The organism is Novosphingobium oxfordense, assembly GCF_044029435.1.
Taxonomy (GTDB): domain Bacteria; phylum Pseudomonadota; class Alphaproteobacteria; order Sphingomonadales; family Sphingomonadaceae; genus Novosphingobium.
In genome coordinates this window covers 226,337-252,073 of sequence record NZ_CP147005.1, presented here as the reverse complement: position 1 = coordinate 252,073, position 25,737 = coordinate 226,337, and the positions used below count along the sequence as shown (strand labels likewise).

The 25,737-nt window shown below is 64.3% G+C and carries 31 protein-coding genes; 18 read left to right on the top strand and 13 right to left on the bottom strand.

The window, feature by feature from the left end:
- Positions 1–10: 10 nt before the first annotated feature.
- A complete protein-coding gene (locus WBP07_RS01180; RefSeq protein WP_395393656.1) occupies positions 11–526 on the bottom strand; it encodes a LuxR C-terminal-related transcriptional regulator in 516 nt (171 codons plus the stop codon).
- 276 nt (positions 527–802) lie between these two features.
- Complete coding sequence (gene pspF, locus WBP07_RS01175; RefSeq protein ID WP_395393655.1) at positions 803–1,858, bottom strand: phage shock protein operon transcriptional activator; 1,056 nt, start codon at positions 1,856–1,858, stop codon at positions 803–805.
- Between the two features lie 159 nt (positions 1,859–2,017).
- Between pspF and WBP07_RS01170 the strand changes: the two genes are divergently transcribed.
- The 8 genes from WBP07_RS01170 to WBP07_RS01135 all read left to right on the top strand — a co-directional run bounded on the left by WBP07_RS01170 (position 2,018) and on the right by WBP07_RS01135 (position 6,079).
- Positions 2,018–2,206: a hypothetical protein gene (locus tag WBP07_RS01170; RefSeq protein ID WP_395393654.1), complete on the top strand. Its 189-nt coding sequence runs from the start codon at positions 2,018–2,020 to the stop codon at positions 2,204–2,206.
- Entirely contained in the window at positions 2,203–3,108 is a 906-nt protein-coding gene (pspA, locus tag WBP07_RS01165) for a phage shock protein PspA (RefSeq protein WP_395393653.1), read from the top strand. Before WBP07_RS01170 ends, pspA begins: the two co-directional genes overlap by 4 nt.
- Positions 3,109–3,225: 117 nt before the next feature.
- On the top strand, positions 3,226–3,666 hold the full coding sequence (locus WBP07_RS01160; protein WP_395393651.1) for a PspC domain-containing protein: 441 nt from the start codon (positions 3,226–3,228) through the stop codon (positions 3,664–3,666).
- Between the two features lie 26 nt (positions 3,667–3,692).
- The gene (locus WBP07_RS01155; RefSeq protein WP_395393649.1) at positions 3,693–3,992 is read left to right on the top strand and encodes a hypothetical protein; all 300 of its coding nucleotides are present in this window, start codon (positions 3,693–3,695) and stop codon (positions 3,990–3,992) included.
- Entirely contained in the window at positions 3,989–4,264 is a 276-nt protein-coding gene (locus WBP07_RS01150; protein ID WP_395393648.1) for a hypothetical protein, read from the top strand. The genes WBP07_RS01155 and WBP07_RS01150 overlap by 4 nt, the downstream gene beginning before the upstream one ends.
- Positions 4,265–4,283: 19 nt before the next feature.
- Positions 4,284–4,619: a hypothetical protein gene (locus WBP07_RS01145; RefSeq protein WP_395393646.1), complete on the top strand. Its 336-nt coding sequence runs from the start codon at positions 4,284–4,286 to the stop codon at positions 4,617–4,619.
- On the top strand, positions 4,616–4,855 hold the full coding sequence (locus WBP07_RS01140; protein ID WP_395393644.1) for a hypothetical protein: 240 nt from the start codon (positions 4,616–4,618) through the stop codon (positions 4,853–4,855). The genes WBP07_RS01145 and WBP07_RS01140 overlap by 4 nt, the downstream gene beginning before the upstream one ends.
- 360 nt (positions 4,856–5,215) lie before the next feature.
- Complete coding sequence (locus WBP07_RS01135) at positions 5,216–6,079, top strand: hypothetical protein (protein WP_395393643.1); 864 nt, start codon at positions 5,216–5,218, stop codon at positions 6,077–6,079.
- A gap of 445 nt (positions 6,080–6,524) precedes the next feature.
- Here the strand turns inward: WBP07_RS01135 and WBP07_RS01130 are convergent, their stop codons facing one another.
- On the bottom strand, positions 6,525–8,576 hold the full coding sequence (locus WBP07_RS01130; RefSeq protein WP_395393641.1) for an NAD(+) synthase: 2,052 nt from the start codon (positions 8,574–8,576) through the stop codon (positions 6,525–6,527).
- Between the two features lie 78 nt (positions 8,577–8,654).
- Between WBP07_RS01130 and WBP07_RS01125 the strand changes: the two genes are divergently transcribed.
- Both WBP07_RS01125 and WBP07_RS01120 read left to right on the top strand, forming a co-directional pair.
- The gene (locus WBP07_RS01125; protein ID WP_395393639.1) at positions 8,655–9,068 is read left to right on the top strand and encodes a SufE family protein; all 414 of its coding nucleotides are present in this window, start codon (positions 8,655–8,657) and stop codon (positions 9,066–9,068) included.
- Complete coding sequence (locus WBP07_RS01120; RefSeq protein WP_395393637.1) at positions 9,065–9,424, top strand: YbaN family protein; 360 nt, start codon at positions 9,065–9,067, stop codon at positions 9,422–9,424. Before WBP07_RS01125 ends, WBP07_RS01120 begins: the two co-directional genes overlap by 4 nt.
- A 41-nt stretch (positions 9,425–9,465) precedes the next feature.
- Here the strand turns inward: WBP07_RS01120 and WBP07_RS01115 are convergent, their stop codons facing one another.
- Positions 9,466–9,978 (bottom strand): sterol desaturase family protein, encoded by a 513-nt coding sequence (locus tag WBP07_RS01115; protein ID WP_395393636.1) that lies wholly within the window; start codon positions 9,976–9,978, stop codon positions 9,466–9,468.
- A 541-nt stretch (positions 9,979–10,519) separates the two neighbouring features.
- Here WBP07_RS01115 and WBP07_RS01110 point away from each other — a divergent pair.
- The 8 genes from WBP07_RS01110 to WBP07_RS01075 all read left to right on the top strand — a co-directional run bounded on the left by WBP07_RS01110 (position 10,520) and on the right by WBP07_RS01075 (position 15,542).
- Positions 10,520–10,894 (top strand): hypothetical protein, encoded by a 375-nt coding sequence (locus tag WBP07_RS01110; protein ID WP_395393633.1) that lies wholly within the window; start codon positions 10,520–10,522, stop codon positions 10,892–10,894.
- 75 nt (positions 10,895–10,969) lie between these two features.
- Complete coding sequence (gene leuC / locus WBP07_RS01105; RefSeq protein WP_395393631.1) at positions 10,970–12,403, top strand: 3-isopropylmalate dehydratase large subunit; 1,434 nt, start codon at positions 10,970–10,972, stop codon at positions 12,401–12,403.
- Positions 12,404–12,410: 7 nt separating this feature from the next.
- Complete coding sequence (locus WBP07_RS01100) at positions 12,411–12,572, top strand: hypothetical protein (RefSeq protein WP_395393629.1); 162 nt, start codon at positions 12,411–12,413, stop codon at positions 12,570–12,572.
- Complete coding sequence (leuD, locus tag WBP07_RS01095) at positions 12,572–13,174, top strand: 3-isopropylmalate dehydratase small subunit (protein ID WP_395393627.1); 603 nt, start codon at positions 12,572–12,574, stop codon at positions 13,172–13,174. Before WBP07_RS01100 ends, leuD begins: the two co-directional genes overlap by 1 nt.
- A gap of 248 nt (positions 13,175–13,422) precedes the next feature.
- Positions 13,423–13,740, top strand: coding sequence for a DUF1476 domain-containing protein (locus WBP07_RS01090; protein ID WP_395393626.1), 318 nt, complete (start codon positions 13,423–13,425; stop codon positions 13,738–13,740).
- A 12-nt stretch (positions 13,741–13,752) separates the two neighbouring features.
- Complete coding sequence (locus tag WBP07_RS01085) at positions 13,753–13,986, top strand: BolA/IbaG family iron-sulfur metabolism protein (RefSeq protein WP_395330957.1); 234 nt, start codon at positions 13,753–13,755, stop codon at positions 13,984–13,986.
- 30 nt (positions 13,987–14,016) lie between these two features.
- Positions 14,017–14,346: a Grx4 family monothiol glutaredoxin gene (gene grxD / locus WBP07_RS01080; RefSeq protein WP_395330955.1), complete on the top strand. Its 330-nt coding sequence runs from the start codon at positions 14,017–14,019 to the stop codon at positions 14,344–14,346.
- 401 nt (positions 14,347–14,747) lie between these two features.
- The gene (locus tag WBP07_RS01075) at positions 14,748–15,542 is read left to right on the top strand and encodes an NUDIX hydrolase (RefSeq protein ID WP_395393624.1); all 795 of its coding nucleotides are present in this window, start codon (positions 14,748–14,750) and stop codon (positions 15,540–15,542) included.
- A 55-nt stretch (positions 15,543–15,597) separates the two neighbouring features.
- On the opposite strand, the gene WBP07_RS01070 is transcribed toward WBP07_RS01075, so the two are convergent.
- The 9 genes from WBP07_RS01070 to WBP07_RS01030 all read right to left on the bottom strand — a co-directional run bounded on the left by WBP07_RS01070 (position 15,598) and on the right by WBP07_RS01030 (position 25,726).
- On the bottom strand, positions 15,598–16,869 hold the full coding sequence (locus WBP07_RS01070; protein WP_395393623.1) for an MFS transporter: 1,272 nt from the start codon (positions 16,867–16,869) through the stop codon (positions 15,598–15,600).
- A 401-nt stretch (positions 16,870–17,270) separates the two neighbouring features.
- Positions 17,271–17,597 (bottom strand): PilZ domain-containing protein, encoded by a 327-nt coding sequence (locus WBP07_RS01065; protein WP_395395689.1) that lies wholly within the window; start codon positions 17,595–17,597, stop codon positions 17,271–17,273.
- A gap of 152 nt (positions 17,598–17,749) precedes the next feature.
- On the bottom strand, positions 17,750–19,045 hold the full coding sequence (locus WBP07_RS01060; protein WP_395393621.1) for a sugar MFS transporter: 1,296 nt from the start codon (positions 19,043–19,045) through the stop codon (positions 17,750–17,752).
- A 246-nt stretch (positions 19,046–19,291) separates the two neighbouring features.
- Complete coding sequence (locus WBP07_RS01055; protein ID WP_395393619.1) at positions 19,292–20,302, bottom strand: bile acid:sodium symporter family protein; 1,011 nt, start codon at positions 20,300–20,302, stop codon at positions 19,292–19,294.
- Between the two features lie 536 nt (positions 20,303–20,838).
- Positions 20,839–22,164, bottom strand: coding sequence for a glycoside hydrolase family 1 protein (locus WBP07_RS01050; protein ID WP_395393617.1), 1,326 nt, complete (start codon positions 22,162–22,164; stop codon positions 20,839–20,841).
- A gap of 10 nt (positions 22,165–22,174) precedes the next feature.
- A complete protein-coding gene (locus WBP07_RS01045) occupies positions 22,175–23,020 on the bottom strand; it encodes an alpha/beta hydrolase (RefSeq protein WP_395393615.1) in 846 nt (281 codons plus the stop codon).
- A complete protein-coding gene (locus WBP07_RS01040) occupies positions 23,017–23,499 on the bottom strand; it encodes a hypothetical protein (protein ID WP_395393614.1) in 483 nt (160 codons plus the stop codon). The genes WBP07_RS01045 and WBP07_RS01040 overlap by 4 nt, the downstream gene beginning before the upstream one ends.
- Positions 23,499–24,287, bottom strand: a complete 789-nt coding sequence (locus WBP07_RS01035; RefSeq protein WP_395393613.1) for a TonB-dependent receptor domain-containing protein — start codon at positions 24,285–24,287, stop codon at positions 23,499–23,501. The genes WBP07_RS01040 and WBP07_RS01035 overlap by 1 nt, the downstream gene beginning before the upstream one ends.
- The gene (locus WBP07_RS01030; RefSeq protein WP_395393612.1) at positions 24,254–25,726 is read right to left on the bottom strand and encodes a TonB-dependent receptor; all 1,473 of its coding nucleotides are present in this window, start codon (positions 25,724–25,726) and stop codon (positions 24,254–24,256) included. The genes WBP07_RS01035 and WBP07_RS01030 overlap by 34 nt, the downstream gene beginning before the upstream one ends.
- Between the last annotated feature and the right edge of the window lie 11 nt (positions 25,727–25,737).

Genomic DNA, 25,737 nt, shown 5'->3' with positions numbered 1-25,737 from the left:
ACGCGCGCCGCTAGATCAGGTGTCCCAGGGCATCGGCGATGGATAGTGCTGCAACCAGTGTCAGCGCCATCATCAAGGCCAGGACGATCACTGCGACGATGCGTCCGGCACGGCCGAACTTTGCATCGAAAGCCTCCAGGCCTGCCAACCCCGATGGGCGGATTTCCGTCCAGTCCGGATGGCCGACCAAGGGGCGGGCATCGGAGAGAACGAAGACCGGATCGACCGGCAGGTCCTGATCCGGTTCTTCCGCCCGGCCGTCGCGATCGTCGACACGGGAAAAATCATATGGGGGTTTGCCACATAGCTCCACGAGCCGTCCGTAGAGGCGCGCGGTGTCCTTGCGATTGACCGTGCCCCACTTGTCGCGGACCGCAGTAATCCGCTGATCCACGGTATTCGGCGCGATTTCCAGCTCGCGGGCGATTTCCTTGGTCGTACGATGCAGCACCAGCCGGTCGAGAACCTCAACCTGCTTGCCGGTCAGGCTGTCCAGCATGGCTTTGGCCTGTGCAATGTCGGTCACGTGGTACACGCCGGCCCTCAACTCAACACCTGGCAAAAACTACACCCGGCACGGTCTATAACAGAGCTGCCCGCGCCATGCGCAGCCCCCTTAAGCAAAATTTCCCATGAAATTGAAGTCGGCGACGCGAATCTGTCGACAATCACAACGTTTACAGGACTGTATTTTCGGGACGATATTGCGAATCGCCGCCCCTGCCCGATTACGCAATCGATTGCGCGATCAGTCAAAGGCGCCATGCCCGCCCTGCCCCGAAAGGGCAACGCCCGATTCGAATCACCGCCGCCCATCGCCCGTTTCGGCCGAGAGGCAATGGCGCTTCATGGCGTGGCGCAGCTGATCGTAACTGAGCCCGAGCGCGGCGGCAGCGCGGCGCTGGTTCCAGCGATGCCTTTCCAATGCCTCCGTCAGCAGTCGGCACTCGAATCCGTCCACCGCCGCCCGGAGATTGCCGCCCGCCGGCAACGCCTCCGCTTCGCCACCCTGCTCACGCGGCGCCGGCGACATCACGGGCGACACCGGAGCGGGCACCGAAACGGCACGCGGCTCTACCTTGCGCCAGGGATAGTCGAACGGATCGAAGACGATTCGCCCGATCGGCTCCTCCGCGAAACCCCAGCGATAGACCGCGCGTTCCACGACATTGCGCAGTTCGCGCACATTGCCGGGCCAGTCGTGCGCCTCCAGCGCTGCCATCGCCTCCGATGAGAAGCCCGGCCAGCGATCCCACTCCAGCTCGGTCGCCATGCGCCGGCCGTAATAGTCGGCCAGTTCGAACACGTCCCCCTCCCGCGCGCGCAGCGGGGGCAGGTTGATCACTTCGAAGCTCAGCCGGTCGAGCAAGTCGGCGCGGAAGGTTCCCTGCTCCACCATGCTCGGCAGGTCGGCATTGGTCGCACCAACGATCCGCACATCCACCTGCACCGGACGCGAGGCGCCGATCCGCGCCACTTCGCCATATTCGATCGCGCGCAGCAGCCGCTCCTGCGCGGCCATCGACAAAGTGCCGAGTTCGTCAAGGAACAGAGTGCCGCGATCGGCCTCCTCGAACCGCCCTGCCCGTGCGCGCACCGCGCCGGTGAAAGCGCCCGCCTCATGCCCGAACAGCTCGGCCTCGATCAGCGTCTCCGGCAATGCCGCACAATTGAGTGTGATCAGCGGCTCCCCCCAGCGCGGGGAAAGGTGGTGCAGGCGCTGGGCGATCAGTTCCTTGCCGGTGCCGCGCTCGCCGATCACCAGCACCGGGCGGCGCACGGCAGCGGCACGACTGGCCCGCTCAACCGCGTCGAGAAAGGGACTCGATTGCCCGATGAATTGGACTTCGCGCTCCATTCCCAAATATTAGCGAAATTTCCCATTCATTGGCAATTCATATTTCGCGACCGTTTTGGCCAAACGGCTGAAATCACGCATTTCTGCCATTTGTGCAGTTTGGCACACCCCTTGCGAAGCATTGGGCAATCACACTGATCCAACCGAAGGACCGATGCCATGTTGCTCCAACAAGCCCCTGCCGTCAGCCGCGCCGCCGATCGCGCCCCGGTTCGCAGCAAGCTCGACTGGGCGATCCTGATCAGCATCCTGGCCATGGGCTCGCTCAACCTGATCGCGATGAGCGACCAGTTCGCCACCAAGGCTTATGCCGCGGCGCCGGTCTGCTCGGGTGCGCATCTGCAATGAGCAGGCTCGACGCGGAGATCGAAATTCTCCAAACTTCAGGCAACGGCACAGAACACGGCTACGGCAGCCAAGGCTTTGCAGGCCGCGCCCGCCCCTTCGATCCCGCCACCCTGGGCTTCGAAGGTACGGCGCGCAGCAGCAAGTTCGGCAGCTTCGGATCGGCCAGCACCAAAGGAATTTCCACGATGGGTATCTTCTCCCGCACCCGCGACATCATCGCCGCCAACTTCAACGACATGCTGGACAAGGCCGAGGACCCGGCCAAGATGATCCGCCTGATCATCCTGGAGATGGAAGAAACCCTGGTGGAAGTGCGCACCAGCAGCGCACGCACCATTGCGGACCAGAAGGAACTGCGCCGCCACGTCGGCAAGCTGGACAAGCTGCAGGCCGACTGGGGCGACAAGGCCCAGCTGGCGCTCAGCAAGAACCGTGAAGACCTGGCCCGCGCCGCGCTTCTGGAAAAGAAGAAGGCCGCCGACATGGGCGAGCAGCTGAATGCAGAGATCTTCGTGCTCGACGATGCGCTGCGCGCGTATGAAGAGGATATCGAAAAGCTGCAGAGCCGCCTGCGCGAAGCCCGCAGCCGCCAGTCCTCCATCGCGGCCCGCTTGCAGAGCGCCGAAAATCGCGTCAAACTGCGCACCTTGCTGTCGAACGAGCGAGTGGACGAGGCGCTGGTGCGCTTCGAACAGCTCGAACGCCGCGTCGACTATGCGGAAGGCCGTGCCGAGGCGATGAGCCTGGCAGACAAGCGCCAGCCGACGCTCGCCGAAGAGATCGCCGCTCTTGCCGATGGCGACACGATCGAGGCCGAGCTTGCCGAGATGAAGCGCGCGATGGGTACCACCGCCCCCGCCGCAACCTCGGCGACCAGGACCCCGGAAGGCGACCAGTTCTGATCCAGTCGGCGCGCGCCTGGCCTCCCGGCATGCGCGCGCCGCCCGGCCCCTGACAAGGGGCGTGTGACCGGGAGCGGAGGCATTCGCCTCCAACAGTTTCAGGGGAAGGAAACGACAGTGTCACGCGGACATTTCTATCTCGACAAGTCGAACGCCAAGATCAAAGGCGTCTGCGCGGGGATTGCCGATTATACCGGGATCGACGCGTTGTGGGTCCGCCTTGCCGCGGTCCTGCTGACGTTCTTCGGCCTCGCCGGCTTCACCATCGTCGCTTATGTCCTGATCGCCTGGCTGGTGGATGACAAGCCGATGTACCTCTATTCCGAAGAGGAAGAGGATCGCCTGCTGCGCCGCATGGAACAGCGCCGCGTGCGCCACAGCCGCGGGCTCGACCGCAGCCTCAACCGGGGCCTCAATCTCGGCGGCTTCGGCACCACGCGTTCATCGCGCCTGCGCTCGGACATTTCGGATATCGACCGCCGCGTCGCGGAGATGGAAGAACACTACAAGAGCAGCAGCACATCGCGCCTCGCCGCCGAAATCGACAGCCTGCGCTGATCGGCGCGCCAGAAGGACAATAGATCATGGATAACGGCTCGATCGCGCTCCTCATTCCGCTGGCCCCGTTCATCGTCGGCGGCATCGCGATCTGGACGCGCCACCAGCACAAGATGGCCGAACTGCAAATCAAGGCCACTGCCGAGAAGGCCGCGCAATACGCGACCAACGCGCGTGAGCTGGAAGAACGCGTCCGCGTGCTGGAACGCATCATCACCGACGGCGGCTATGACACGGCCCTTCAGATCGAGGCCCTGCGCGACGTTCGTCAGGGTGATGGGCGCGCCATGGAAGAACCCGCGACGGAAAAGGAAACCCGGCAGTGAACTTCGGGGACTTCATGGCCTTCGCCGCCCTGATGGGCGCGCTGATCGCCATCGCCGCGATCCTGGCCGGGGCCTACAAGCGCCGCCTGGCCTTCCTGGAGCGCAAGCTGGAACTGACCGCCGGTCAAGCTGCCGAAAAGGCGGCCCAGTACGCCACTCATAATGCCGAGATCGAGAACCGGCTGCGCGCGCTGGAAACCATCGTCACCGACGGCGCCTGGGACACCGCGCGCCAGATCGAAACGCTGCGCGACGAAACGCGCGCGAACTGACAACAGGGGATATCCGCAAATGGCTCTCGACTTCGTCATGATCGAAGCACTCGCCCCCATTATCGTTTCCGCCACCGCCGTCGTCACGGTCGGCTATGTGGTCAACAACTGGCTGCGCATGCGCAACGGCTATCCGCTGGAGAATTCCTGGGGCAAGGCCATCTACCCCAAGGACAATGGCGAGGCGCAGGCCCGCGTCCAGCTGCTGACGCAGGAAAACGCCCAGCTGCGCGCGGAAGTGAGCGCGATCAAAGACCGCCTTGCCAGCGTGGAGCGGATTGTCACCGACCAGGGTTATGATGTAGCCCGCCAGATCGAAGGCCTGCGCGAGGCCCGGCACGAGGTAACGCAATGAGCTTCTGGACTGCCATCGTCGTCATGTTCGCGATTGCCTGCGGCGTCTGGCTGCGCGCGCAGAAGCTGCGCGGCGAAAAGCTGGGCTTCGACGGCGAAGGCTTCGGCAGCCGCGAGCACGAGCTTGAGGCGGAAGTGGAGAAACTGCGCCAGCGCATCGCCGTGCTGGAACGCATCGCCACCGACGACAAGCGCGGCACGGACCTCGCCCGCCAGATCGAAGCCCTGCGGGACTGAGGTCCTTTGGGCCTACCCCGGCTCCCCCACCTCCGGCGCCGCCCTCACTCACCCCTACTCCCTATCCCCCCGTCGCCCCCGCGCAGGCGGGGGCCCCGCTTTCTTCTGCGCCACAACGCAACGGCCGAAGGAAGAAGCGGGATCCCCGCCTGCGCGGGGATGACGAAGTAAGGTTTGCGGGCTCTTTCCTGCTTCAATCGATAAGCCGATCGGCAAGCTGCCCGCTGGCTACGCACCCTCGCTGTCGCCGCGATTTTGCACTATCCTCCGCAATTGGAGAGGACGAACGCACCGGCACCAAGCCAGCACGTTCGGCTGGGCAAAGCGGCATGGGCACGGGGATTGGCAGAGATCGGGGCGATGCGTAACCGGATCGTCCTGACCGGCGCGCTGGCGCTGAGCCTGACCGCCGCTTTCGCCTGCCCCGGCACCACCACCCATGGCGAGGATATCGCCACCCTGCGCAATGTCAGCAGCCTGTTGTTCGGCATTCTGGCGGGCTTCTTCGTCGCCTTCCTGCTCAATCGCTTCACCGCCATCCGATCGCTACTGTCGCGCGAAAGTTCGATGCTGATGGAGCTTTACCGGCTGGCGCGGGCCTTCGGCCCGGAATTCACGGCGAAGACGGCCGAGCGGATCGACACCTACCTGATCGTCCGCTTCGACGGAGACAATTACTTCAGCTTCACCACGCGCGGCCGCGATGCACTGTTCGGCCTGTTCGACGATCTGGACGGGTTGCCACCGATCACCGTGCAGAACCAGACCACCATGCACCGCAACTTCGTGAATGCCCTGCGCGAAGCGATTGCCCTGCGGCGCGAGACGATCGTCACCGGCACTATCACCGTCAGCCTGCTGCAATGGTTGCCGCTGCTGATGCTGGCGACGATCCTGGTCGCCAGCATCTTCGCGCTGAAGTCGGACTCGGTGATATCCTCGGCGCTTACGGGGATGCTGGTCTTCACGATTTTCACGGTGCTCTACGTGATCAAGGACCTGAGCGATCTGAACCTCGGCGGCGAATTCCTGAAGTACGAGACGATCGAGCGGGTGTTCGAATTCATCGGCCGCCCGCGATACTACCCGCTCTCGCACGTTCGCGAAGGCCTAGTCCCGCCGGGGATCGAACGTTTCCGGCTGGGTGTGGGTGGAAGCGGCGATTACTCGGCCGAGATCGTCGAGGTTACGCGTGAGGAAGCTTTGCAGCGATTGCGGGGGTGATGGCGGGCCTTGCGCTAGCCCACCCCGCTGCGGCTAGGCTCGCCTGCGGCTCACCAAGCCTCGCGGCCCTCCCGCTTGCGGGAGGGCGTATTCGCGCCTCACCGAATTGTTGCCCTGTCTTCCCCTCCCGCTAGCGGGAGGGGCAGCGAGACTTGGCAGCTTGCCTGCCTAGTCGCAGCGGGGTGGGCATGCGCAGAGCTGAAGGCGCAACTCATCCCCTGCAAGGGGAACAACGATACCCGTTCATTTTCCTACTCGGCGCGGCGTGGGTAATTTCGGCTACGTGAACGAAGCCTTTCCCCCCCTCCCCGCAAAGTGTCACCTTGCACCGTCACAAGGTGACACCCCCAACCGCAAGGTGACAGTTCCCACCCAAAACCTGTCACCTTGCCCCCACAAGGCGACAGGTTTTTCGCCTGTACCGTGTCAACTGTGTCAACCGGCCTCAGCGCGGCACGCGGGCTTCCAGTTCCGCCAGCCACACCGCCGCGCTGGCATCGGACGGCGCACGCCAGTCGCCACGCGGGCTGAGCGCGCCGCCGGAGGAGACCTTCGGCCCGTTCGGCACGGCAGAGCGCTTGAACTGGCTGAAGGCAAAGAAGCGGCGCAGGAACTTCTCCAGCCACGAACGGATCGTGGCGAGGTCGTATTCGTTCTTGCGATCGTCCGGAAAACCCGCCGGCCAGGTGCCCAAGGCAGCTTCGCGCCAGGCGTGGAGCGCCAGAAACGCCACTTTCGACGGCTTCTGCCCAAAGCGCACGATATGGTGGAGGAAGAAGTCGTTCAGCTCATAAGGCCCGATCTTCGCCTCGGTGCTCTGGATCGCGCCGTCCGCCCCGGCGGGGACGAGTTCGGGCGAGATCTCGGTGCCGAGGATCGCCAGCAGCACCTCTTCGGTTTCGGCACCGAACTGGTCGGTCGTGGCGCACCAGCGGATCAGGTACTGGATCAGCGTCTTGGGCACGCCGGCGTTGACCGTGTAATGGCTCATCTGGTCGCCGACGCCGTACGTGCACCAGCCCAGCGCCAGTTCGGAAAGGTCGCCGGTGCCGATCACGAAGCCGTCGTGCTGGTTGGCAAGGCGGAACAGGTAATCGGTGCGCAGGCCCGCCTGCACGTTCTCGAACGTCACGTCATAGACGGGCTCTCCGTTGGAGAAGGCATGGCCGATGTCCTGAAGCATCGTCGTCGCGGCGGGGCGGATGTCGATTTCTTCGGCGTGGATGCCCACAGCCTTCATCAGCGTCCAGGCGTTGGACTTGGTGCCCTCGCTCGTCGCGAAACCGGGCATCGTGTAACCGCGAATGAAGCTGCGCGGCAGGCCCAGCCGGTCGCAAGCGCGCGCGGCGACGATCAAGGCGTGGGTCGAATCGAGCCCGCCCGAAATGCCGATCACCATCGACTTGGCACCGGTCGCCTCGATCCGGCGCATCAGGCCATCGACCTGGATGTTGAACGCCTCGTAACAGTCGGCGTCGAGCTTGTCGGCGCGAGAGGGCACGAAGGGAAAGCGCGAAACCGGGCGGATCAGGCCGATGTCGCCGCCGGCCGGGGCATGGCGGAACGACACGGTGCGGAACGTCTCGTCAGGCCGGCCCGCCACTTCGGCTGCGTCGTTGAACGTGGGCACGCGCATGCGGTCCATCATGATACGGTCGACATCGACGTCGGCGATGCAGAGTTCGGCTTCCAGCGAGAAGCGCTCGCTCTCTGCCAGCAGGTCGCCCAGTTCATAGACGATGCCCTGCCCGTCCCACGCGAGATCGGTCGTACTCTCGCCGTGGCCGGCCGCCGAGTAGATATAGGCCGCCGTCGCGCGGGCGGACTGCGAGCGGCAAAGCAAGTGCCGCTCGTCCGACTTGCCGATCACGATGTTGGAGGCGGAGAGGTTGCACAGGATCGTCGCCCCGGCCAGCGCGCCCAGCGAGCTTGGCGGGGTGGCCGCCCAGATATCCTCGCAGATCTCGATGGCGAAGCTGAAGTTCGGCAGCACTTCGGACGCGAAGACCAGGTCCACGCCGAAGGGCACGTCCTGCCCGTTCACGCGGATGGTCTGGCCCTTGATCGTCTTGCCGCTGGCGAACCAGCGCTTTTCGTAGAATTCGCGGTAGTTGGGCAGGTAGGACTTGGGCACCACGCCCAGCAGCCGACCGTGCGCAATGGCGAGCGCGCAGTTGTAAAGCCGCCCCTTGTGGGACAGCGCCGCGCCGACCAGCAGCACGGGCGAAAGGTCCGCACTGGCCCGCACGATCTCCGCCACCGCAGCTTCCACCGCCTCGATCATCGCGCCTTGCAAGTGCAGATCGTCGATCGCGTAGGAGGAGATGCACAGTTCCGGGAAGACCAGCAGGTCCACATGCGCCTCATGCGCGCGCTGCGCCTCTGCCAGCACGGCGTCGCGGTTGAAGGCGACATCGGCGGTGCGAACCTTGGGCGTGGAAGTGGCGACGCGCACGAAGCCGTGTTCGTGCGCTGAGAAGAAGGGATGTGCACTCATGGGCAAATCCCTGACAGGAACCTGCACCAGAGGCAACTTCCCCTTGCCCTCCCCCGTGCCGCGCTTAAATGGCAGGGCATGCGCAGCCTTGACGACATCCGCGAAGAATACGAGTTTTCCGAAGGCGATGAACGCTATCGCCTGCTGATCGGCCTTGGCGCCGAACTCGATCCCATGCCCGACGCGCTGAAGACGGACGCCACCAAGGTGCGCGGCTGTTCGGCCAGCGTCTGGGTCTATCCGATGGCGCGGGAGGACGGCACGCTGCACTTCCTGGCGGACAGCAATGCCGCGATCACCAAGGGCATCGTCTCGCTGGTGATCTCCGCCGTGCAGGACAAGCCCGCCGCCGAAGTGGCGGAGACGGACATCGCCGCCGCGCTGGAGCCGTTCGACCTGAAGAACCAGCTTTCGTCCAACCGGACGCAGGGCGTGCCGAACATGATCGCGCTGATCCGCGAAACGGCAGCCCGCTACGCGAGCACGAATTGAAACACCTCAGCCGCCATGCATGGATGGCGGCGGGGCTGTTCTTCGTGGCTCTGGGCACGATCGGCATCTTTCTGCCGGTGATGCCGACAGTGGTATTCTACCTCGCCGCCGCATGGTGCTTCGGCAAAAGCCACCCGGAATGGGCGGAACGGCTCTACGACCACCCCACCCACGGCCGCCACTTACGCGATTGGCGCGATCGGCGGGCGGTCAGCCGCAAGGGCAAAGTCTCCGCGATTCTGGCGATGAGCGCATCAGTGCCGTTCACCTGGTTCACGGTGGGTTGGCCCTGGGTGCTGATCCCGGCGACAGTGCTGCTGGTGGTGGGGCCGTGGATCTGGACGCGCGCGGAGTAGAAACCGCCCGAATCATGCCGAATCGGCAGGCGAGTCGCCCTTCAGACCGCATCCCGTAGCTGGGCAGCACCGCTTTCACGTTGGGCACGCAGTTCGCGGCTAAGCACGGCAGGATCGCGGGCGATCAAGAAGCCGAAGCTAACCCCGCCTTCCCGCCCCAGCGTCGCATGATGCAGCCGATGCGCCTGCACCAGTCGCTTCGCATAGCCACGGCGCGGAACCCATGTGAAATAGCGCTGGTGCACCAGCCCGTCGTGGATCAGCGTATAGATCACGCCGTAGACAAGCACGCCCAGCCCCATCCACGTGCCGGCTTCCCACGCCTTGCCGCCCATGATCATCGGCGAACCCGCCGCAAACAGCGCAATGCTGATCGCGGCGCCGAACAGGGCGAAGCGGTCGTTCTTTTCCAGCAGCTTGTCGTGCGGCTCATGATGATCGCGATGCCAGCTCCAGCCGAAGCCGTGCATGATGTACTTGTGGCTGGCCCAAGCCACACCTTCCATCACCGCGACGGTGGCAAGCACAATGAAGATGGCGGCTATCGCAGACATGATGCGACTCTAGCCGCCCGAACCGCACTTGTCAGCGGCCAGCATTCTTTTGCACCTGCGAAGGCCACGTGGACGACGGGCAAAAAAAATGGCCGGTCACAAGGACCGGCCTTTTAAAAGTTTGGGAGAGGATGCCTGAAAGGCCCGATCCTTTTGCGTCATGTTGCGCCGCAACACAAATGAGCAGAACGAATGCGGTGTTGCAAAAACTACAACATTCTCATGCGCGCTTCGTGCAACTGCCCGTTCACCGCGTTGACGCGATGAAGCAAGAGACAGATCTGACAGAAGAAATCGGCATGGACCGACCGAATATATACCCCCGCCAGCTCCTGTGTGACGAACTGCGCCCGGATCATATCCTTCAGGCACCCTCTCCCTTGGGTCGCACGGCAATCGTACCGAACAGCCGTTGCGACACTTAGTTACAAATGCGGACAGGACTGTGACCTTTGAGTCGTCTGGCGTTCAGGTTCAGCGATCTAAATCTGAATGAACGGGACAAGCCCCGGAAAGACAATACGAAAAGAAGGAAGTTCCCATGCGCAAGATCGCCCGCTTCATCGCTCCTGCCCTGGTCGCCGCGCTGGGCATCTCGGCCATTGCCCCCGGCATTGCCGAAGCTGCCGCGCCGCACCGCGAAGCCGCCCGCATCACTCCCAATCGCGAAGCGTCGATCCGTGCCGACATTGCCGGCCTGCGCGGCCAGATCGACCGTGCCGCCGCCCGCCGCACGATCAGCCAGCGCGAAGCCACCGGGCTGCGCAAGGAAGCCGCCGACATCCAGCGCCAGCACACTGCCTATGCCCGTGGCGGCCTGACCGCGCGCGAGATGCAGACCCTCCAGACCCGCATCGACAAGGTCCACTTCGCCCTGCGCGCAGAGCGTAACGACCGTAACGGCCATCGCGGTTAAGAATTAAAGTTGCGCGAAAAGGCGCGCCTATCCCCCTTGAATTGCGGGGCAGGCGCGCCTAATCGCGCTTTCATCATGACCAAACAGCCGCGCACCCTCTACCAGAAGATCTGGGATGCCCATGTCGTCGACACCCGCGATGACGGCACCAGCCTCATTTACATCGACCGGCACCTCGTTCACGAGGTTACCAGCCCGCAGGCCTTTGAAAGCCTTCGCGTTGCCGGCCGCCCGGTGCGCCGCCCCGACCTTACGCTCGCGGTGCCGGATCACAACCTGCCGACCACCGCCCGCAAGGACGCCGCAGGCCATGTCCTACCGATTGCCGACCCCGAAAGCGCCCAGCAGCTGGCCGCGCTGAAGAAGAACGCGCCGGAATTCGGCATCCGCTACATCGATTCGACCGATGCCGAACAGGGCATCGTCCACGTCGTCGGCCCCGAACAGGGCTTCTCGCTGCCCGGTGCCACCATCGTCTGCGGTGACAGCCACACCGCCTGCCACGGCGGCCTCGGCGCGCTGGCATTCGGGATCGGCACTAGCGAGGTGGAGCACGTGCTCGCCACGCAGACCCTGCTGCTGAAGCGTTCCAAGACGATGGAAGTCCGCGTCGAGGGCGAGCTGGGCGCCGGCGTCACTTCCAAGGACGTGATTCTCCACGTGATCGGCGTGATCGGCACGGCCGGCGGCACCGGCTACGTGATCGAGTATCGCGGCAACGTGTTCCGGGAAATGTCGGTCGAAGGCCGCCTGACCGTGTGCAACATGTCGATCGAGGGCGGCGCCCGCGCCGGCCTGATCGCGCCGGACGAAGTGACTTTCGACTACCTCGAAGGCCGCCCCTACGCACCGAAGGGCGACGATTGGGACAAGGCCGTGGCCTGGTGGAAGAGCCTGGCGACCGACGAAGGCGCCTCCTTCGACAAGTCCGTCACCATCAAGGCCGAGGATATCCAGCCCACCGTCACCTGGGGCACCAGCCCTGAGGACACCTCGGCGATCGGCGGCATCGTCCCCGCGCCGGAAGACTTTGCCGATGCGTCCAAGCGCGATGCGGTGAAGGTCAGCCTGGACTACATGGGCCTGACGCCGGGCACCAAGCTGACCGACGTGGAAGTGCAGAACGTCTTCATCGGTTCGTGCACCAACAGCCGTATCGAGGACATCCGCGCCGCTGCCGAAGTGCTGAAGGGCCGCCACAAGGCGGACAACGTGAAGTGGGCGATCGTCGTCCCCGGATCGGGTCTGGTCAAGGCGCAGGCAGAGGCTGAGGGTCTGGACAAGATCATCATCGATGCGGGCCTGGAATGGCGCGAACCGGGCTGTTCGGCCTGCCTCGCCATGAACCCGGACAAGGTTCCGGCGGGCGAACGCTGCGCCTCTACCAGCAATCGCAACTTTACCGGTCGCCAAGGGCCGGGTAGCCGTACCCACCTGATGAGCCCCGCCATGGCCGCCGCCGCCGCGGTAACCGGCAAGCTCACCGACGTACGCGAACTGATGGGATAAGCACGACATGACCGACGAAACCAAGGATCTGGCCGGCAAGGCTGCCATCGCTGCCGGTGCCGCGATCGGTTCGGCCGCCATTGCCGCCGCCCTGCTCTTCGTAAAGCGCCGCAACGCGCGCGCGAAGCACAAGCCGCTCCACCCCGAGAAGGCCGCAGAGACCGATTGATGCAACCGATTTCCCACGTCGCCGGACGGGCGATTCCCTTCGGCCGCAAGAACGTCGACACCGACGTCATCATCCCGGCCCACTGGCTCAAGACGATCACCCGCGAAGGCCTTGGCAAAGGCGCGTTCGAGGCTGTGAAGAAGGAGCCCGGCAACGTCTTCACCGATCCCGACTATGCGGGCGCCCCGATCCTGATCGCGGGTGACAACTTCGGCTGCGGATCGAGCCGCGAGCATGCCGCCTGGGCGCTGTTGGACATGGGCGTGACCTGCGTGATCGCGCCCAGCTTCTCCGACATCTTCTCGGGCAATGCGTTCAAGAACGGCATCCTCACGGTGGCGCTGCCGCAGGACGCGATCGACCGCCTGATGGCAGTCGCCCCCGAACAGCCGATCGACATCGACCTGGAGACCCAGTCGGTAACGACGCCGTTCCAGGATCGCTGGACTTTCGAGATCGACGCTTTCCGCAAGCACTGCCTGCTGGAAGGTCTGGACGAAGTGGGCCTGACGATCGCGCAAGCCGATGCGATTTCGGGCTACGAGGCAAAGGCCAGGGCAGACCTGCCGTTCCTTGCCAAAACCCCGGCAACGGCGGCCTGAAGATCCGTGCCAAAGCGCGCTGGAAACGGCGCGTTTTCAAGCAATATCGGCCCGCCTTCCAACCGGAAAGCGGGCCGATATTGCATCCGGCGCCGGAAACCACGCAACAACAGCACGGCGCTTTTGCGACTCATTCTGCGAAACGGGATTGATCGGGTTCAATCCGCGCCCTATCGGCACGTGCTAATCCGTGCTGCACAGTGTATTGGCCCCGTGCGGTCGCACAGTGTATTGACGAAGGGTGCTTGATGACGACTTTCCAGGATCGCGAGCGGGCTGAGGAGGCCAAATTCGTGCATGACGCCGATATCCAGTTCCGCATCCAGGCGCGTCGCAACCGTCTGCTGGGCGAATGGGCCGCTGCGCGCATGGACCTTTCCCATGCCGAGACCGAGGCCTATGCCAAGGCCGTCGTCCAGGCCGACTTCGAGGAAGCCGGCGACGAGGACGTGATCCGCAAGCTGATCGGCGACCTTACCGCCGCCGGCGTGGATACCAGCGAAGCCGAAGTGCGCGCCGCGCTTGAAGCCAAGCAAGTGGAAGCGCGCCGCGCTTTCCTGGGCTGAGGATACTACGCGATGGCCATGTCCGCACCCGAGATCGAGGCTCTCATTCGTGAGGCCCTGCCCGACGCCGTGGTCGAAATTACCGACCTTGCCGGCGACGGCGACCACTACGCCGCGCGCGTGACCAGCGCTGCCTTTGCCGGCAAGCCACGTGTCGCGCAGCACAAGATGGTCTACGAAGCACTGGGCGGCCGCATGGGCGGCGTGCTCCACGCCTTGCAACTCACCACCGCCGTTCCCAACTGAGGTCGGTACTGTTTCTGAAGGTTTCGAAAAATGTCCGACGTCAACGCCCGCATCGGCGAAATTGTAAACAATAACGACATCGTCCTTTTCATGAAGGGCACGCCGCTGTTCCCGCAGTGCGGTTTCTCCAGCCGCGCCGTCGCCATTCTTGAGCGCCTTGGCGCGCCTTACGAGAGCGTCGACGTGCTGCAGGACATGGAAATCCGCCAGGGCATCAAGGGCTTCTCCGATTGGCCGACGATCCCGCAGCTCTACGTGAAGGGCGAATTCGTCGGCGGCAGCGACATCATGATGGAGATGTACGAGGCCGGCGAGCTTTCGCAGCTCTTCATCGACGCGGGCCTCGCTACGCAGGGCTAAGCCCCACCAGCCACCGCGCTACAAGTTCGGAACGCCCGGAGGGAAACCTCCGGGCGTTTTCGTATGCGCGCGGTAAGGCTTCGCCGATGGCGGTTGACGGAGTTTCGCGAATTTCGGGAGTGGAGAGGCTCGGGGAGGCGGGGCCGGGAGACATTCGGCCCCGCCTCGGTCGAGACTACTCGGGGGTACGGAAACATATAAGCACAAGGCGTGCCAAACTTGAAATATAGCGGAAATCTGCGATTTTCCCGCCCTACCCAACCTGCCCGCCGTCAAGGAATGTAAAGTTCCCCGACAATGGTTGCCGGATATGGTTGCCGCCACGGCGACGAATTGCCGCTTTGCCGGCAAAAGCAGGCGATTGCACTTGCCACCACCGACCCGAGACGCATGATCGGCCGATGGACATGTCACCGCCCAGCGATCAGCCGATGCCCGCCGATGGACCGAAGGTCATCCCGGCTGCCACCCTCGTCATCTTCCGCACGGCCACTGCCGGTGGTCCGCCTGAATTGCTGATGGTCCAGCGCGCCAAGGAAATGCGCTTCGCCGGCGGCGCCGCCGTGTTTCCGGGCGGACGGGTGGATCAGGCCGACCGGGAACTTGCTCGCGCGATTCTGCCGGACGAGGCGGAGGAAATCGCCGCTGCCCGCATTGCCGCCATTCGTGAGACGCTGGAGGAAACCGGCCTGATGGTCGCCACGCGCAGCGCCGTCACCGCCGCCCAAGCCGCCGAGGCACGGCAGATGCTGTTGGAAGACGGCCGCCTTGCCCCCGTGCTCGACCATTTCGGCTGGGAACTGGAGCCAGAGCGGCTGAGCTTCTTCGCCCACTGGTGCCCGCCATGGGAAGGCGCGTTCGACACGCGCTTCTTCGTGATCGATCTGGGCACGGGCGCGGTGGACATTCAGGTCGATGCGACGGAGAACACGCGCCTGTTCTGGGCCAGCGCGGCGGGCGCGCTCGCCATGGCGGACAAGGCCGAAATCTCGGTGATCTTCCCGACGCGGCGCAATCTTGAACGCCTTGCCCGCTTCGCCAGCCATCTGGAGGCACTGGACGATATCGCGAGCCATCCGGTCCGCCGCATCCATCCCCGGATCGAAATCCGCGACGGCGCCGAGTGGCTGACGATCCCGGCCGACCTCGGCTACCCGGTGGATGGGCAACCGAGAGCGACCGCGCAGAGGGGCTAGCAAATTAGCCGGTGTCGCATGAAAATCCGCCGGATGGCGGATTTTCATGCAGGGATCAGGCGGGAGCCGCCTCCCCGACGCTAGGGCGCGCCATGCGCCCCCCCGCCGCGTAGAGGCCCAGCAGCATGGCCACCACGAAGAACGCCGCCATGGCGGTGATCGCACCGTCATAGCTCTGCGTCAGCGTGAACACCTTGGCCGATCCGATCACCGAAATGGCGATGAACGGCAGGCCGATCAGCGTGTTGAGGCCGAAGCCACGGCTATAGCTAGCCTGCCCAAAGGCGTCGGAAAGGCCGCGCCCCAATGTCGGGATCGCGCCGGCGCCGTGCAGGCCGATCAGGCCGATCACCACCGCAGTCACCGCGAAAGGCGGGTGCAGCAACAGCAGAGCCCAGAGCACCGCGCAATCGAATCCGATCAACGCCAGCGATCGCCCGCCACCCAGCTTGTCCGCAACCCAGCCGAACAGCACCGATCCGGCGATGCCGACCAGCGACATCATCGACTGAAGCAGTGCCGATTCCGCGCGGGTAAAGCCCCAGGACTGGCCCATCGGCACCAGCAGCGAACCCAGCATGACCGAGCTTGCCATGCTGGCGATGGCGGCCAGGCACAGCGCCCAGAAACGCGGGCGGGAAAGAAGTTGGGCCACGCTGAGCGAGCCGTCCGCCGTGCGCTTGCCGGCGCCGACCGGTGCCTTGCTCTCACCCCCCGGAGGATGGTCGATCGCCATCAGGCAGGCCGGCACCAGCACCAGCGCGATCAGCGCGCCGATGATCAGGTAGATCGTCGACGGATCGAACACACGCAGGCCGCGCTCCGCCAGCCACGGCGTGATCGCGATCACCACCGGCAAGTGGACAAGGCCCAGCGCCAGGCCGCGATTGCGTGCGAACCAGCGTGTGACCAGCGTTGCCGGGCCGATCGAGCCGGTAAGGCTCAATGCCGGCCCCAGCAGCAGACCATAGGCAATCAGATAGAGCGCATAGCTGTGCGTCAGCCCCAGCATGGCGAAACCGCCCGCCGCCAGCAGCGCGCCCACCAGCATCAGCAGCCGCAGCGAGACTTTGGCGATCAGCACACCGATGAACGGCGCCAGGATCGACGATCCCACCAGCACCAGCGGAATGCCGGCCGCAGCGGCCTCCGCACTGACGCCCAGGCGCTGTTCGGCAGGCGCCAGCATGATGCTGAAGGCACCCATGACCGTGCCGATCACGAAGTTATGCGAAAGCCCGGCGATCACGCCCATGCGCTTCGCCAAAGGGTTATTTGGGATCACATCGGCGGGGGAACCCCCGGCGTTGTCGGCAGCCAATGCCATTTCTCTCTCCCGACTCGCCGGCGTTGGTGCCGGACTTTTGCCTTGGAGCGGGGAGCCTAGGCGCTGATTGACGGGTGGCGAGCACGATCGCCCGGTGGGGCCGCAAATACCGCCGCAGCGAAGCGACAGTGTTGATTAGGCCGTAAACTCATAAACGGCCCCATCGAGGTTTGAGGCAAAATGGCTCAGCGCCAGGAAGGAAGGCGCGGGAATATGTCCATATTTCAAGGCTTCCTGACGCAGCGATGGGCCATTTTGGTCAAATCCCGAAGGGACGCCCAAATGGCTTCCATCTCGAACCAAAGGGACCTTGGACGGGCAACCAGCCCGCCCAGCGGTCCCTTCGGCCCGAGTTGTTCGCCATTTGGGCGCCTCGAGGGTGCCGTTTATGAGTTTACGGCCTAGTTACCGATCCGTTCGACCGTCGTCAGCCCGTGGGTGCGAACAAGATGATCGACCACCGGCTGGTAGATCAGCCGGTCGAACTCAACCCCCACGAAGTCCCCATCGACCCAGCGGACGATGCCGGTCAGCCCCTCCAGCCCTTCAGGGCGCACGACCACGCGGGTTCCCACGCGGAAGAACAGGCCGTGGACCCGCAGGCAGCAGCCCTGTGCCGAAATGTCGGAGATTTCCCCCTGATCGCGTAGGCCGTTTTGCGTGCGGCACTGTGCAGACAGAGCGACGGATCTTGAAGAGGCCTGCCGGGGGAGATCGAAGCGGGACATAGCCACGAAATCTATCGAAACGACGGTTTAGGAAGCGTTAATTCCGCCGCTTTTCGCAGTAAAGATGCCCGGAAACGCCAAGCATTCAAACAACAAATTGAATAAAAAGGAAAATATAACTCAGGCTGTATTGGCGCTGCAGCGTGCGGGGATCACGCACCAAGTGGACGGCGTGCATACCATCCAAAAAGGCCGATCACGGCATAGCAGATCGCCGGCAATGCCAGCGCCAGCGAGAGACTGCCGCTGGTATCCGCGAGCAGGCCCGTCAGCGGCGGGATCACCGCGCCGCCCACCACCATCGTGCAGAGCACTCCCGATCCGTCCGGCGCGCGCTCGCCCAGTCCCTCGCAGGCAAGGCTGAAGATCGTGGGGTACATGATCGCGTTTGCCAGACCCACGGCCAGAAACGCGACGCCGGCTGACATACCCGCCGTCCAGACCGCCAGTGCCAGCAGGACGATGGCGGCAACGGCCACGCACGCCAGCGCCTTGCCGGCGTTCACCATGCGCAGCACCCACGATCCGGCGAAACGACCGACCAGCGCCCCGCCCCAGTACCACGGCAACAGCGTGCCGGCGGTCATCTCGTCCAGCCCGAGCACGCGCGGCTGCACCATCCAGCTCACCACCAGCGAGGCCATGGCGTTCTCCACGCCCACGTAGAGGAAGATGCAAAGTGCGCCGAAGGCGAAGCGTGGGCGCAGCAGAAGGTTGAAGCTGCGCAAGATCGGCCCGCCTTCACGCTTTTCGCCGGAGATGCGATTGCGGTTGACCCAGACCACCGCCACGATCACCGCCAGCGCGGCGGCCACCATCAGGTAGCCATGCGCGATCGCCTGCGTCGAGGCTGAGCGATAGCTTTCCAGCGCCGCACCGGAAAGCGCGCCCTCGTTCACGTCGGCCAGTCCGCCCAGCATCAGCATCGCGCCGAAATGCGGGAAAAGCGTTGCGCCCAGTGCGTTGAACCCTTGCGCGAAGGTCAGCCGCGAGGATGCGGTGCGCGCCGGCCCCAGCAGCGAGATCAGCGGATTGGCGACGACCTGGATCAGCGTGACCCCGCTCGCCAACACGAACAGCGCGAGGAGGAACATCCCGAATGTCGCGCCAGTGGCGGCGGGCACGAACAGCAGGCATCCCGCCAGCATCGCGAAAAGCCCCAACGCCGCCCCGCGCATATAGCCGATGCGCTTGACGAGCGCCGCGCCCGGCACGCTCAGCACGGCATAGGCGGCGAAGAAGGCAGTATTGACCAGCATCGCCTCGGCATAGTCGAGCGCGAAGATCGCCTTCAGCTTGGGCATCAAGACGCCGTTGAGCGCCGTAACGCCGCCGAAGATGAAGAACAGTGCGAAGACGAAGACCTGAAGGCCCGGCGCGTCGATATGTCCGGAACTGGCTACGGCGGGATCGGAAACAGGCTCCGGATCGGTGCTGGTCGGAACCATGTCCTTCGCATCCATACGCGCCTGCCTCGAACTGGATTCGTTTCAGAGTTCCTGTGTGGTCATTTCGGGATCATGGCGCCATCACTTTCGTCATTCCCTGGCACCGAAAATCTCGTCGCCCCCGCGCAGGCGGGGGCCCCGCTTTCTTCTGCACCCTCTTGGCCAGCCGCAAGAAAAGCGGGATCCGCGCCTTCGCGGGGATGACGGGTTTTGTGAGGCTAGCGGGATTGATGGGAATTCCTGTCCTCAGGGCGCTTCGACGAGCTCAGCCTGAACGGGTTGGGCAGACTTTTGCGCCTCCCCCTGCGCCGCCAGCCGGCGAGCTAGCACCGCGCAAACCATCAACTGGATCTGATGAAAGAACATCAGCGGCAGTATGATCGCGCCCACCTGCGCCGGCGGAAACAGCACCCCCGCCAGCGGCACACCTGTCGCAAGGCTCTTCTTCGAACCGCAGAACAGGATGACGATCCGGTCCTCGTGATTGAAGCCCAGCATCCGGCCCAGCACATTACCGATCACCATAATGACCGCCAGAATCCCCAGCGACAATGCCGCGATCAGGCCCAGTTCGGCCAGCGTCACCTTGTGCCACAGCCCTTCGAGAACCGCAGCGCCGAACGCCGTATAGACCACCAGCAGGATCGAGCCGCGGTCGGTATAGCCCAGCAGCTTCTTGTGACGGCTGACGAAGCCGCCGATCCACGGCCGCAGCAAGTGCCCGGCGATGAACGGCAACAGCAGTTGCACAGCAATCGCGACGATCGGATCGGTCGAGAAACCCTGCGTCTTGCCGGTGATGAACAGCGCCGTCAGCAGCGGGGTGATGAAGATGCCGGCCAAATTGGAGAACGAGGCACTGCACACAGCCGCGGCCACATTGCCCCCGGCGATCGCGGTGAAGGCGATCGACGATTGCACGGTCGAAGGCAGCAAAGTCAGATAGAGCACGCCCATCGCCAGCGAGGGCTCCAGCCCCGGAATGGCGCTGACGCCAAGGCCTACGATCGGGAACAGCACGAAGGTCAGGCAGGCGACCGTCAGGTGCAGCTTCCACGCCTTCGCGCCATCGATAATCGCCTCGCGCGAAAGCTTGGCGCCGTGAAGGAAGAACAACAGCGCGATGCCCGCATCCGCCACTCCGCCCGCGATCCCCGCCCATGCCCCGCGCGCCGGCAGGATCGAGGCCAGCCCGACCGTCGAGATCAGCAGCAAAAGGTAGGGATCGATGTTCAGGCGGGCGAGAAGGCGGTTCATTCCCGTCCTCTAGACGCTTCGCCCGCCGCGCAAAAGCCCCGCTTCAGGCGTCTTGCCATCGCCTTCCCGGCGGGCGGCCGAAAACGCAGAATGTCGGAAAAAGGGAAAGGGCCGGACGATGATCGTCCGGCCCATTATCGTTTTAGCGCCCTATCGTGATTGCCGCACGGGGGCGGGGTGCCTGCCGCCAATGACGGCAGGGACGGTAGGCAGGCGCCGGCTATCCCCCTTAAATCGGCGCCTGTTCGAACCAATGGCCAATCCCGCTATGCGAACACGCAAGGCACAGATCGGCAAACATGGTTCAGAGATCGAGTTAACAACTATTCAGCTTTCCTCACCCGAATAGCCGGCCAACGCATTTTTAATAAAACCGCATAATATCAATGTCGTATATATCCTCCCCCGCTGGTTAAATTACTGCAAATTCAATCCAGCGACGGCGAAAACTAAATTCCCCGAAAAAACGAATCGTCACAGAATATTACGGGGATGCACCCCTGCCGGCGAGGCAGGGGCATGCACGACCGATCGACCTAGAGCGAATTCCGCTTCGCAATCCCGCCCAGTACCGAGGCGCTGGGCTTGGGCGTGCGGGCGAAGGTGGTGCGGTCCACGCTGCACAGCCCGAAGCGCGGCTTGAAGCCGAAGATCCATTCGAAGTTGTCCATCAGCGACCAGTGGATGTAGCCGAGCACCGGCACGCCATCGTCCATCGCCTGCTTCAACCCTTCAAGCGCGGCCGGAATGAAGCGCGCGCGCAGGCTATCGTCCTCTGTGCCGACGCCGTGTTCGGACACCAGCACCGGAACCTTCGTCGCGCCGTGGACATAGCGCACCGCGCCGGCCAGCGAGCCGGGCCAGACTTCGGTGCCGGACCAGTTGCGGTCTCCCCCGTCCGGTGCCGGAAGGCGGCCCTTGTCGTTCCACACGGCGCGTTCGTAGTTCTGCACGCCGATGAAATCGTCCCCCTTGGCGACCTCCAGCCAGGCGCCGTAGAGATCGGCCCGCACCTTGTCGCGCATCGAGTTCTTGCCCGCCGCCTGGTCGTCGATCACGGACAGGGTGAATCCCACCGGCAGGTCACCGCGCACCGCCTTGATCGCGGCGCGCGCCGCCTTGTGGCCAGCCATCAGCCCATGCTCGATAGCGTCCACGTCTTCCGGCGCGGCGACGTTTGCACAGACGAACTTGTCGACGCCCAGACGTTTGGAGGCGGCGGCCAGCGTGGCGCGCTGCATGTCCCACACCGGTGGGGGCAGGATGGTCTTGAGGATCAGCAGGATGTTCGGCTCGTTCAGCGTCATGGCTATGGAAATGCCATCGGCGAAGGCGCGCGCCACCTTGTCGCAATAGCGCGCGAAAAGCTGCGGCGCCTCGGGATTGGTCCAGCCGCCCTGCGCGCTGAACCAGCGCGGCGCGGTAAAGTGGTTGAACGTCACCAGCGGCTTCAGTCCGCGCGCATGGCACCCTTCGACGATCCGCTTGTAGTGATCGAGCATCGCCTGCGAGAACAGGCCCTTCTCCGGCTCTATCCGCGCCCATTCGACGCTGAAGCGGTAGGAGGTGAGCCCCAGCGACTTAACCAGGTCCAGGTCGGTCGCCCAGAGTTCCAGGCTGTTGCAGGCATCGCCCGAAGGTTCGGAGAACACGCTGGGCTGCACGTTTTCGACGAACCAGGTGTCGGAGGCGACATTGTTGCCCTCCACCTGATGCCCCGCAGTGGCGACGCCCCACAGGAAACCTTGCGGGAAGGCAGGGTTCGCGCGCTTGGCGGCGGCGCGGGCTGCGACGGGGGCCGCCGCGATCATGGCGCCGGCGGCAAGCACGCCGCGCCGATTGAGGCTGGGAAAATCGGTCATCGAAGGTTCCTCAGGAATGTTCGGTGAAGAAGGAGAGCAATTCGTTCGACAGGCGGCGGTCCGCCGTGCCGAGGTGCATCGCCATCGAGTAGTGATTGTGCCCGGAAGCATAGTGCGCGCGCGGCAGGCGGCCGTGCCGGCCGAGCCGGCCTTGCAGCATGCTGGCCCATTCGGTCTGGAAGCGAGGCGGATCGAACTCGGCGCAGGCCATGAACAGTGGCAGGCGCGTTTCCATCACCGCCGTCAGCGGCATGCGCAGGGCATAGCAGTCCTGCGGGCCGTAATAGCGCATGTCCCGCTCGTCGAGCGGGGTGACGCCGTAGAGCCCGGAAAGCAGCGCCGCCCCGCGCACCAGGTCGGCATGATCCTCGCGCGCGTTCATGAACGCGGAAACGTGGACCGCACCGGCCGAAGTGCCGAGCAGGAAGATCCGGTCCGGATCGCCGCCGTGCCCCGCCACATTGGCGCGCAGCCACTCGACCGCCAGGGTCACGTCCTCCGCACCCGAAGGCCACACGTTCTGGGGGGCGAGGCGGTAGTTCATCACGGCGCCCACCATGCCGTTCGCCGCCGCCCAGCGGCCGACATGGGCATTGGCCCAACTCTCGGGCCCGCCCTTGTCGCCGACAAGGAAGCCGCCGCCGTGAACGAACAACACCACCGGGCGAAGGTCTTCGGACTCTTCCGCCCGGTAGAGATCCAGCCGGTTGCGCGCGTCCGGGCCGTAGGCGCAGTCCACTGCCACCGGCGGCATCGCCGCGGCCAGCGGGGCCTGCTCCGCCGCGTAGAGATCGCGCATCGCCGCGACCACTTCGGGGCCGAGATGCGTGCCGAAATTGCGGATCGTATCCGTCATGCCCCCAGCCCTCCGATCCGGCGCGCATACAATGCCGTGATGGCAAGCCGCGTGCAGATAAGCCCCAATGTGGCGCCATAGGCGATCTTGAAGACGAGCGCAGGATGGCTCTGCACACTCGCCAGCGGACCGAACAGGGCCAGCGCCGCCAGCAATGCCGCGCTGCCTAGCCCAGCTAGGACGCTCAGCAGAACGACCCTTGCGATCTCGCCCGCCTCAGGCCCTTCATGCGCGGAGATCACGCCCGCCTTGCGCAGCCTGCCCCGCACCAGAAACGCGGGAACCAGCGATGCCATCAGCGAGACCATCAGGCCTTGTGGCAGGAAATCGAGCGCGAAGCGATCCGGCGCGCCGGTCGCCAATGCCCTGTCCGCCAGTCCGAAAACCAGGGCGAAGAATGCGGCGCTCAGCACCGCATTGATCGCCGCGCTCACCGCCTGCTCCCCTCGGAGCAGGCGGTTCAGCGTTGCGGATGCCATCAGAACTTGGCGTCCAGGCTGATGCCGACATTGCGGTACGACTGCGGACCGTAGATCGCGCCGATGTTGGCCGAACCATCGAAGGGGAAGTCACTTTGCATCAGGCTGGGTTCGTGGACGTTGAATGCGTTCCGCACGAAGACCGCCACGGTGTAACGGTCGTCCGCCGTCTTCACGCCGATACGTCCACCGACCATCCAGTGCGGCCGGAAGGTGGTTTCCGTCAGCGAGTTCGCCTCATAGCGAATGCGCGATTTCCAGACGGTATCCACCGAAACGAAACCACCGAAGCGTTCACCCAGCGGAATGTCGTACTGGCCGGACATCGTGAACTTGTAGCGCGGCGAATAGGCAAGCTGGCTGCCGCCGATATCGGTGCCGTCAGTGCCCAGGAAGCCCCCCGGATATGTCGCCTTGGCATAGATGAAGCCGGTGTTGAGCGACAGGTTATGCGTGATGTTGCCGAAGAAGTTGATCTCCGCACCGCGCGTCTTCACGCCGTTGATATTGGTCTGGTCGCAGGAAATGATCGCATTGCTGTCCACCGTGCACTGCTGCGCCTGGAAGTTATCGATCTTCATGTAGAACAGGCTTGCATCGGCCACCCAACCGCCGAACAGCGTGGCCTTCACGCCAGCTTCGTAAGACGTCGGGATTTCCGGCAGGACGACATAGGGGCTGGCGTTGGTGGGCACCGCAATCTGCCCGCCCTTGAACCCGCGCGAGACGGTGGCATAGGCCATCGCGTTCGACGTCAGGTCATACTGGGCGCCCAGCGCCAGGACCATTTCTTGGTGTTGAGGATCGCGCGATTCTCAATCGAACCAACCGTATCGAACATGTCGAGCGAAAGACGGTCGGTGGTATAGCGCACGCCGCCGATCAGGCGGAACTGGTCGGTAACATGGCCGGTTGCCTGCCCGAAGAACGCCAGTGATTCATCGCGGATGGTAAGGGCATCGGTAACGGTGGGCGGAATTTCGTTGCCGAACAGATTGACCCGGACCGTCTCGGGAATACGCGTCTGCTTCTGATTCGAATAGAAGGCACCGGCGGTGTACTCAATCGGCGAACCGGCGGCTGAACTGACTCGGAATTCCTGCGTAAACAGGCTGAGATTGCGATCGACCGGATCGTTTGTCACCTGGATCGGCAGTGGGTCCGCACGGAACACGTTCGATGCCGCACCGTAACCGGTCTCGATGGATTTACGGACCGAGGTGATGGAGGTCAGCGTGAAGGGATCGGCCTCATAATCGACCTGAAGCGAACCGCCGTAGTTCTCCGCCTTCCCTACGAAGTGGTCGTCCATGCAATACTTGGAATTGCCTTCGCGCGCGGTCACGCCGCAACTGGCGAGAGCCCCGCTGAAGTCATCCGACTTCACGAACGTGAAGAAGTCGCCGCCGTTCTCGTAACGACTCTTGGCATAGTCGCCGATCAGATTGACGGTGACGCGGTCGGTCGGCTCCCACAGGAAGCGGCCTCGCACGCTGTAGCGGTCGGTGTCGTTAAGGTCGCCCGTGGTGGCGTTACGGTTCACGCCCTGGCGCAAGTTGGCGACGCCCGAAACGCGCAGCGCGGCATTGGAGGCCAGCGGCACGTTGACGAGGCCCTGGATCACCTGGTTCCCGTACTTCGAACCCGCCGTGCCGGCGTCCGAAAGCTCGGTACGCAGGCGCGCGGAGAAGGCGGTAAAATCGGGCTTGTTGGTGGTGATGTTGATGACGCCGGCAGACGTCGTCAGGCCGAACAGCGTGCCCTGTGGGCCCTTCAACACTTCGACACGGGCGATGTCGAACAGGTCGGAGATGTTGGCATTGCCCTGGCTGACCTGATCGACGACGACGCCGACCGAGGCGACCGCGCCGGGCGAGAAGGTCTGCGTGCCGATGCCGCGGATCGAGCCGCCACCGCCGGTGTTCTGGCCGGGCGCCTGCTGGATTTCCAGGCTGGGCGCGATGCGGGCGAGGTCGTTGACGGTGTTGACCTGCTGACGCTCCAACTGCGCCGCGCTGGCGACGGTGATCGAGATCGGAACCTCGGTCACCTTCTCCGCGCGGCGCTGGGCGGTGACGATGATGTCGCTGCTGGACGTGGTGTCGGCGGCCTGCGGCGTGTTGGCGGCCTGCGGCGCGGGCGCAGCCGCGTCCTGCGCCATGGCGGGCGTGCCCAGCGCGCCGAGGGCGATGCCCGAGAGCAGCGCAACCTTGCGGATGGTGTTCATGATGTCTCTCC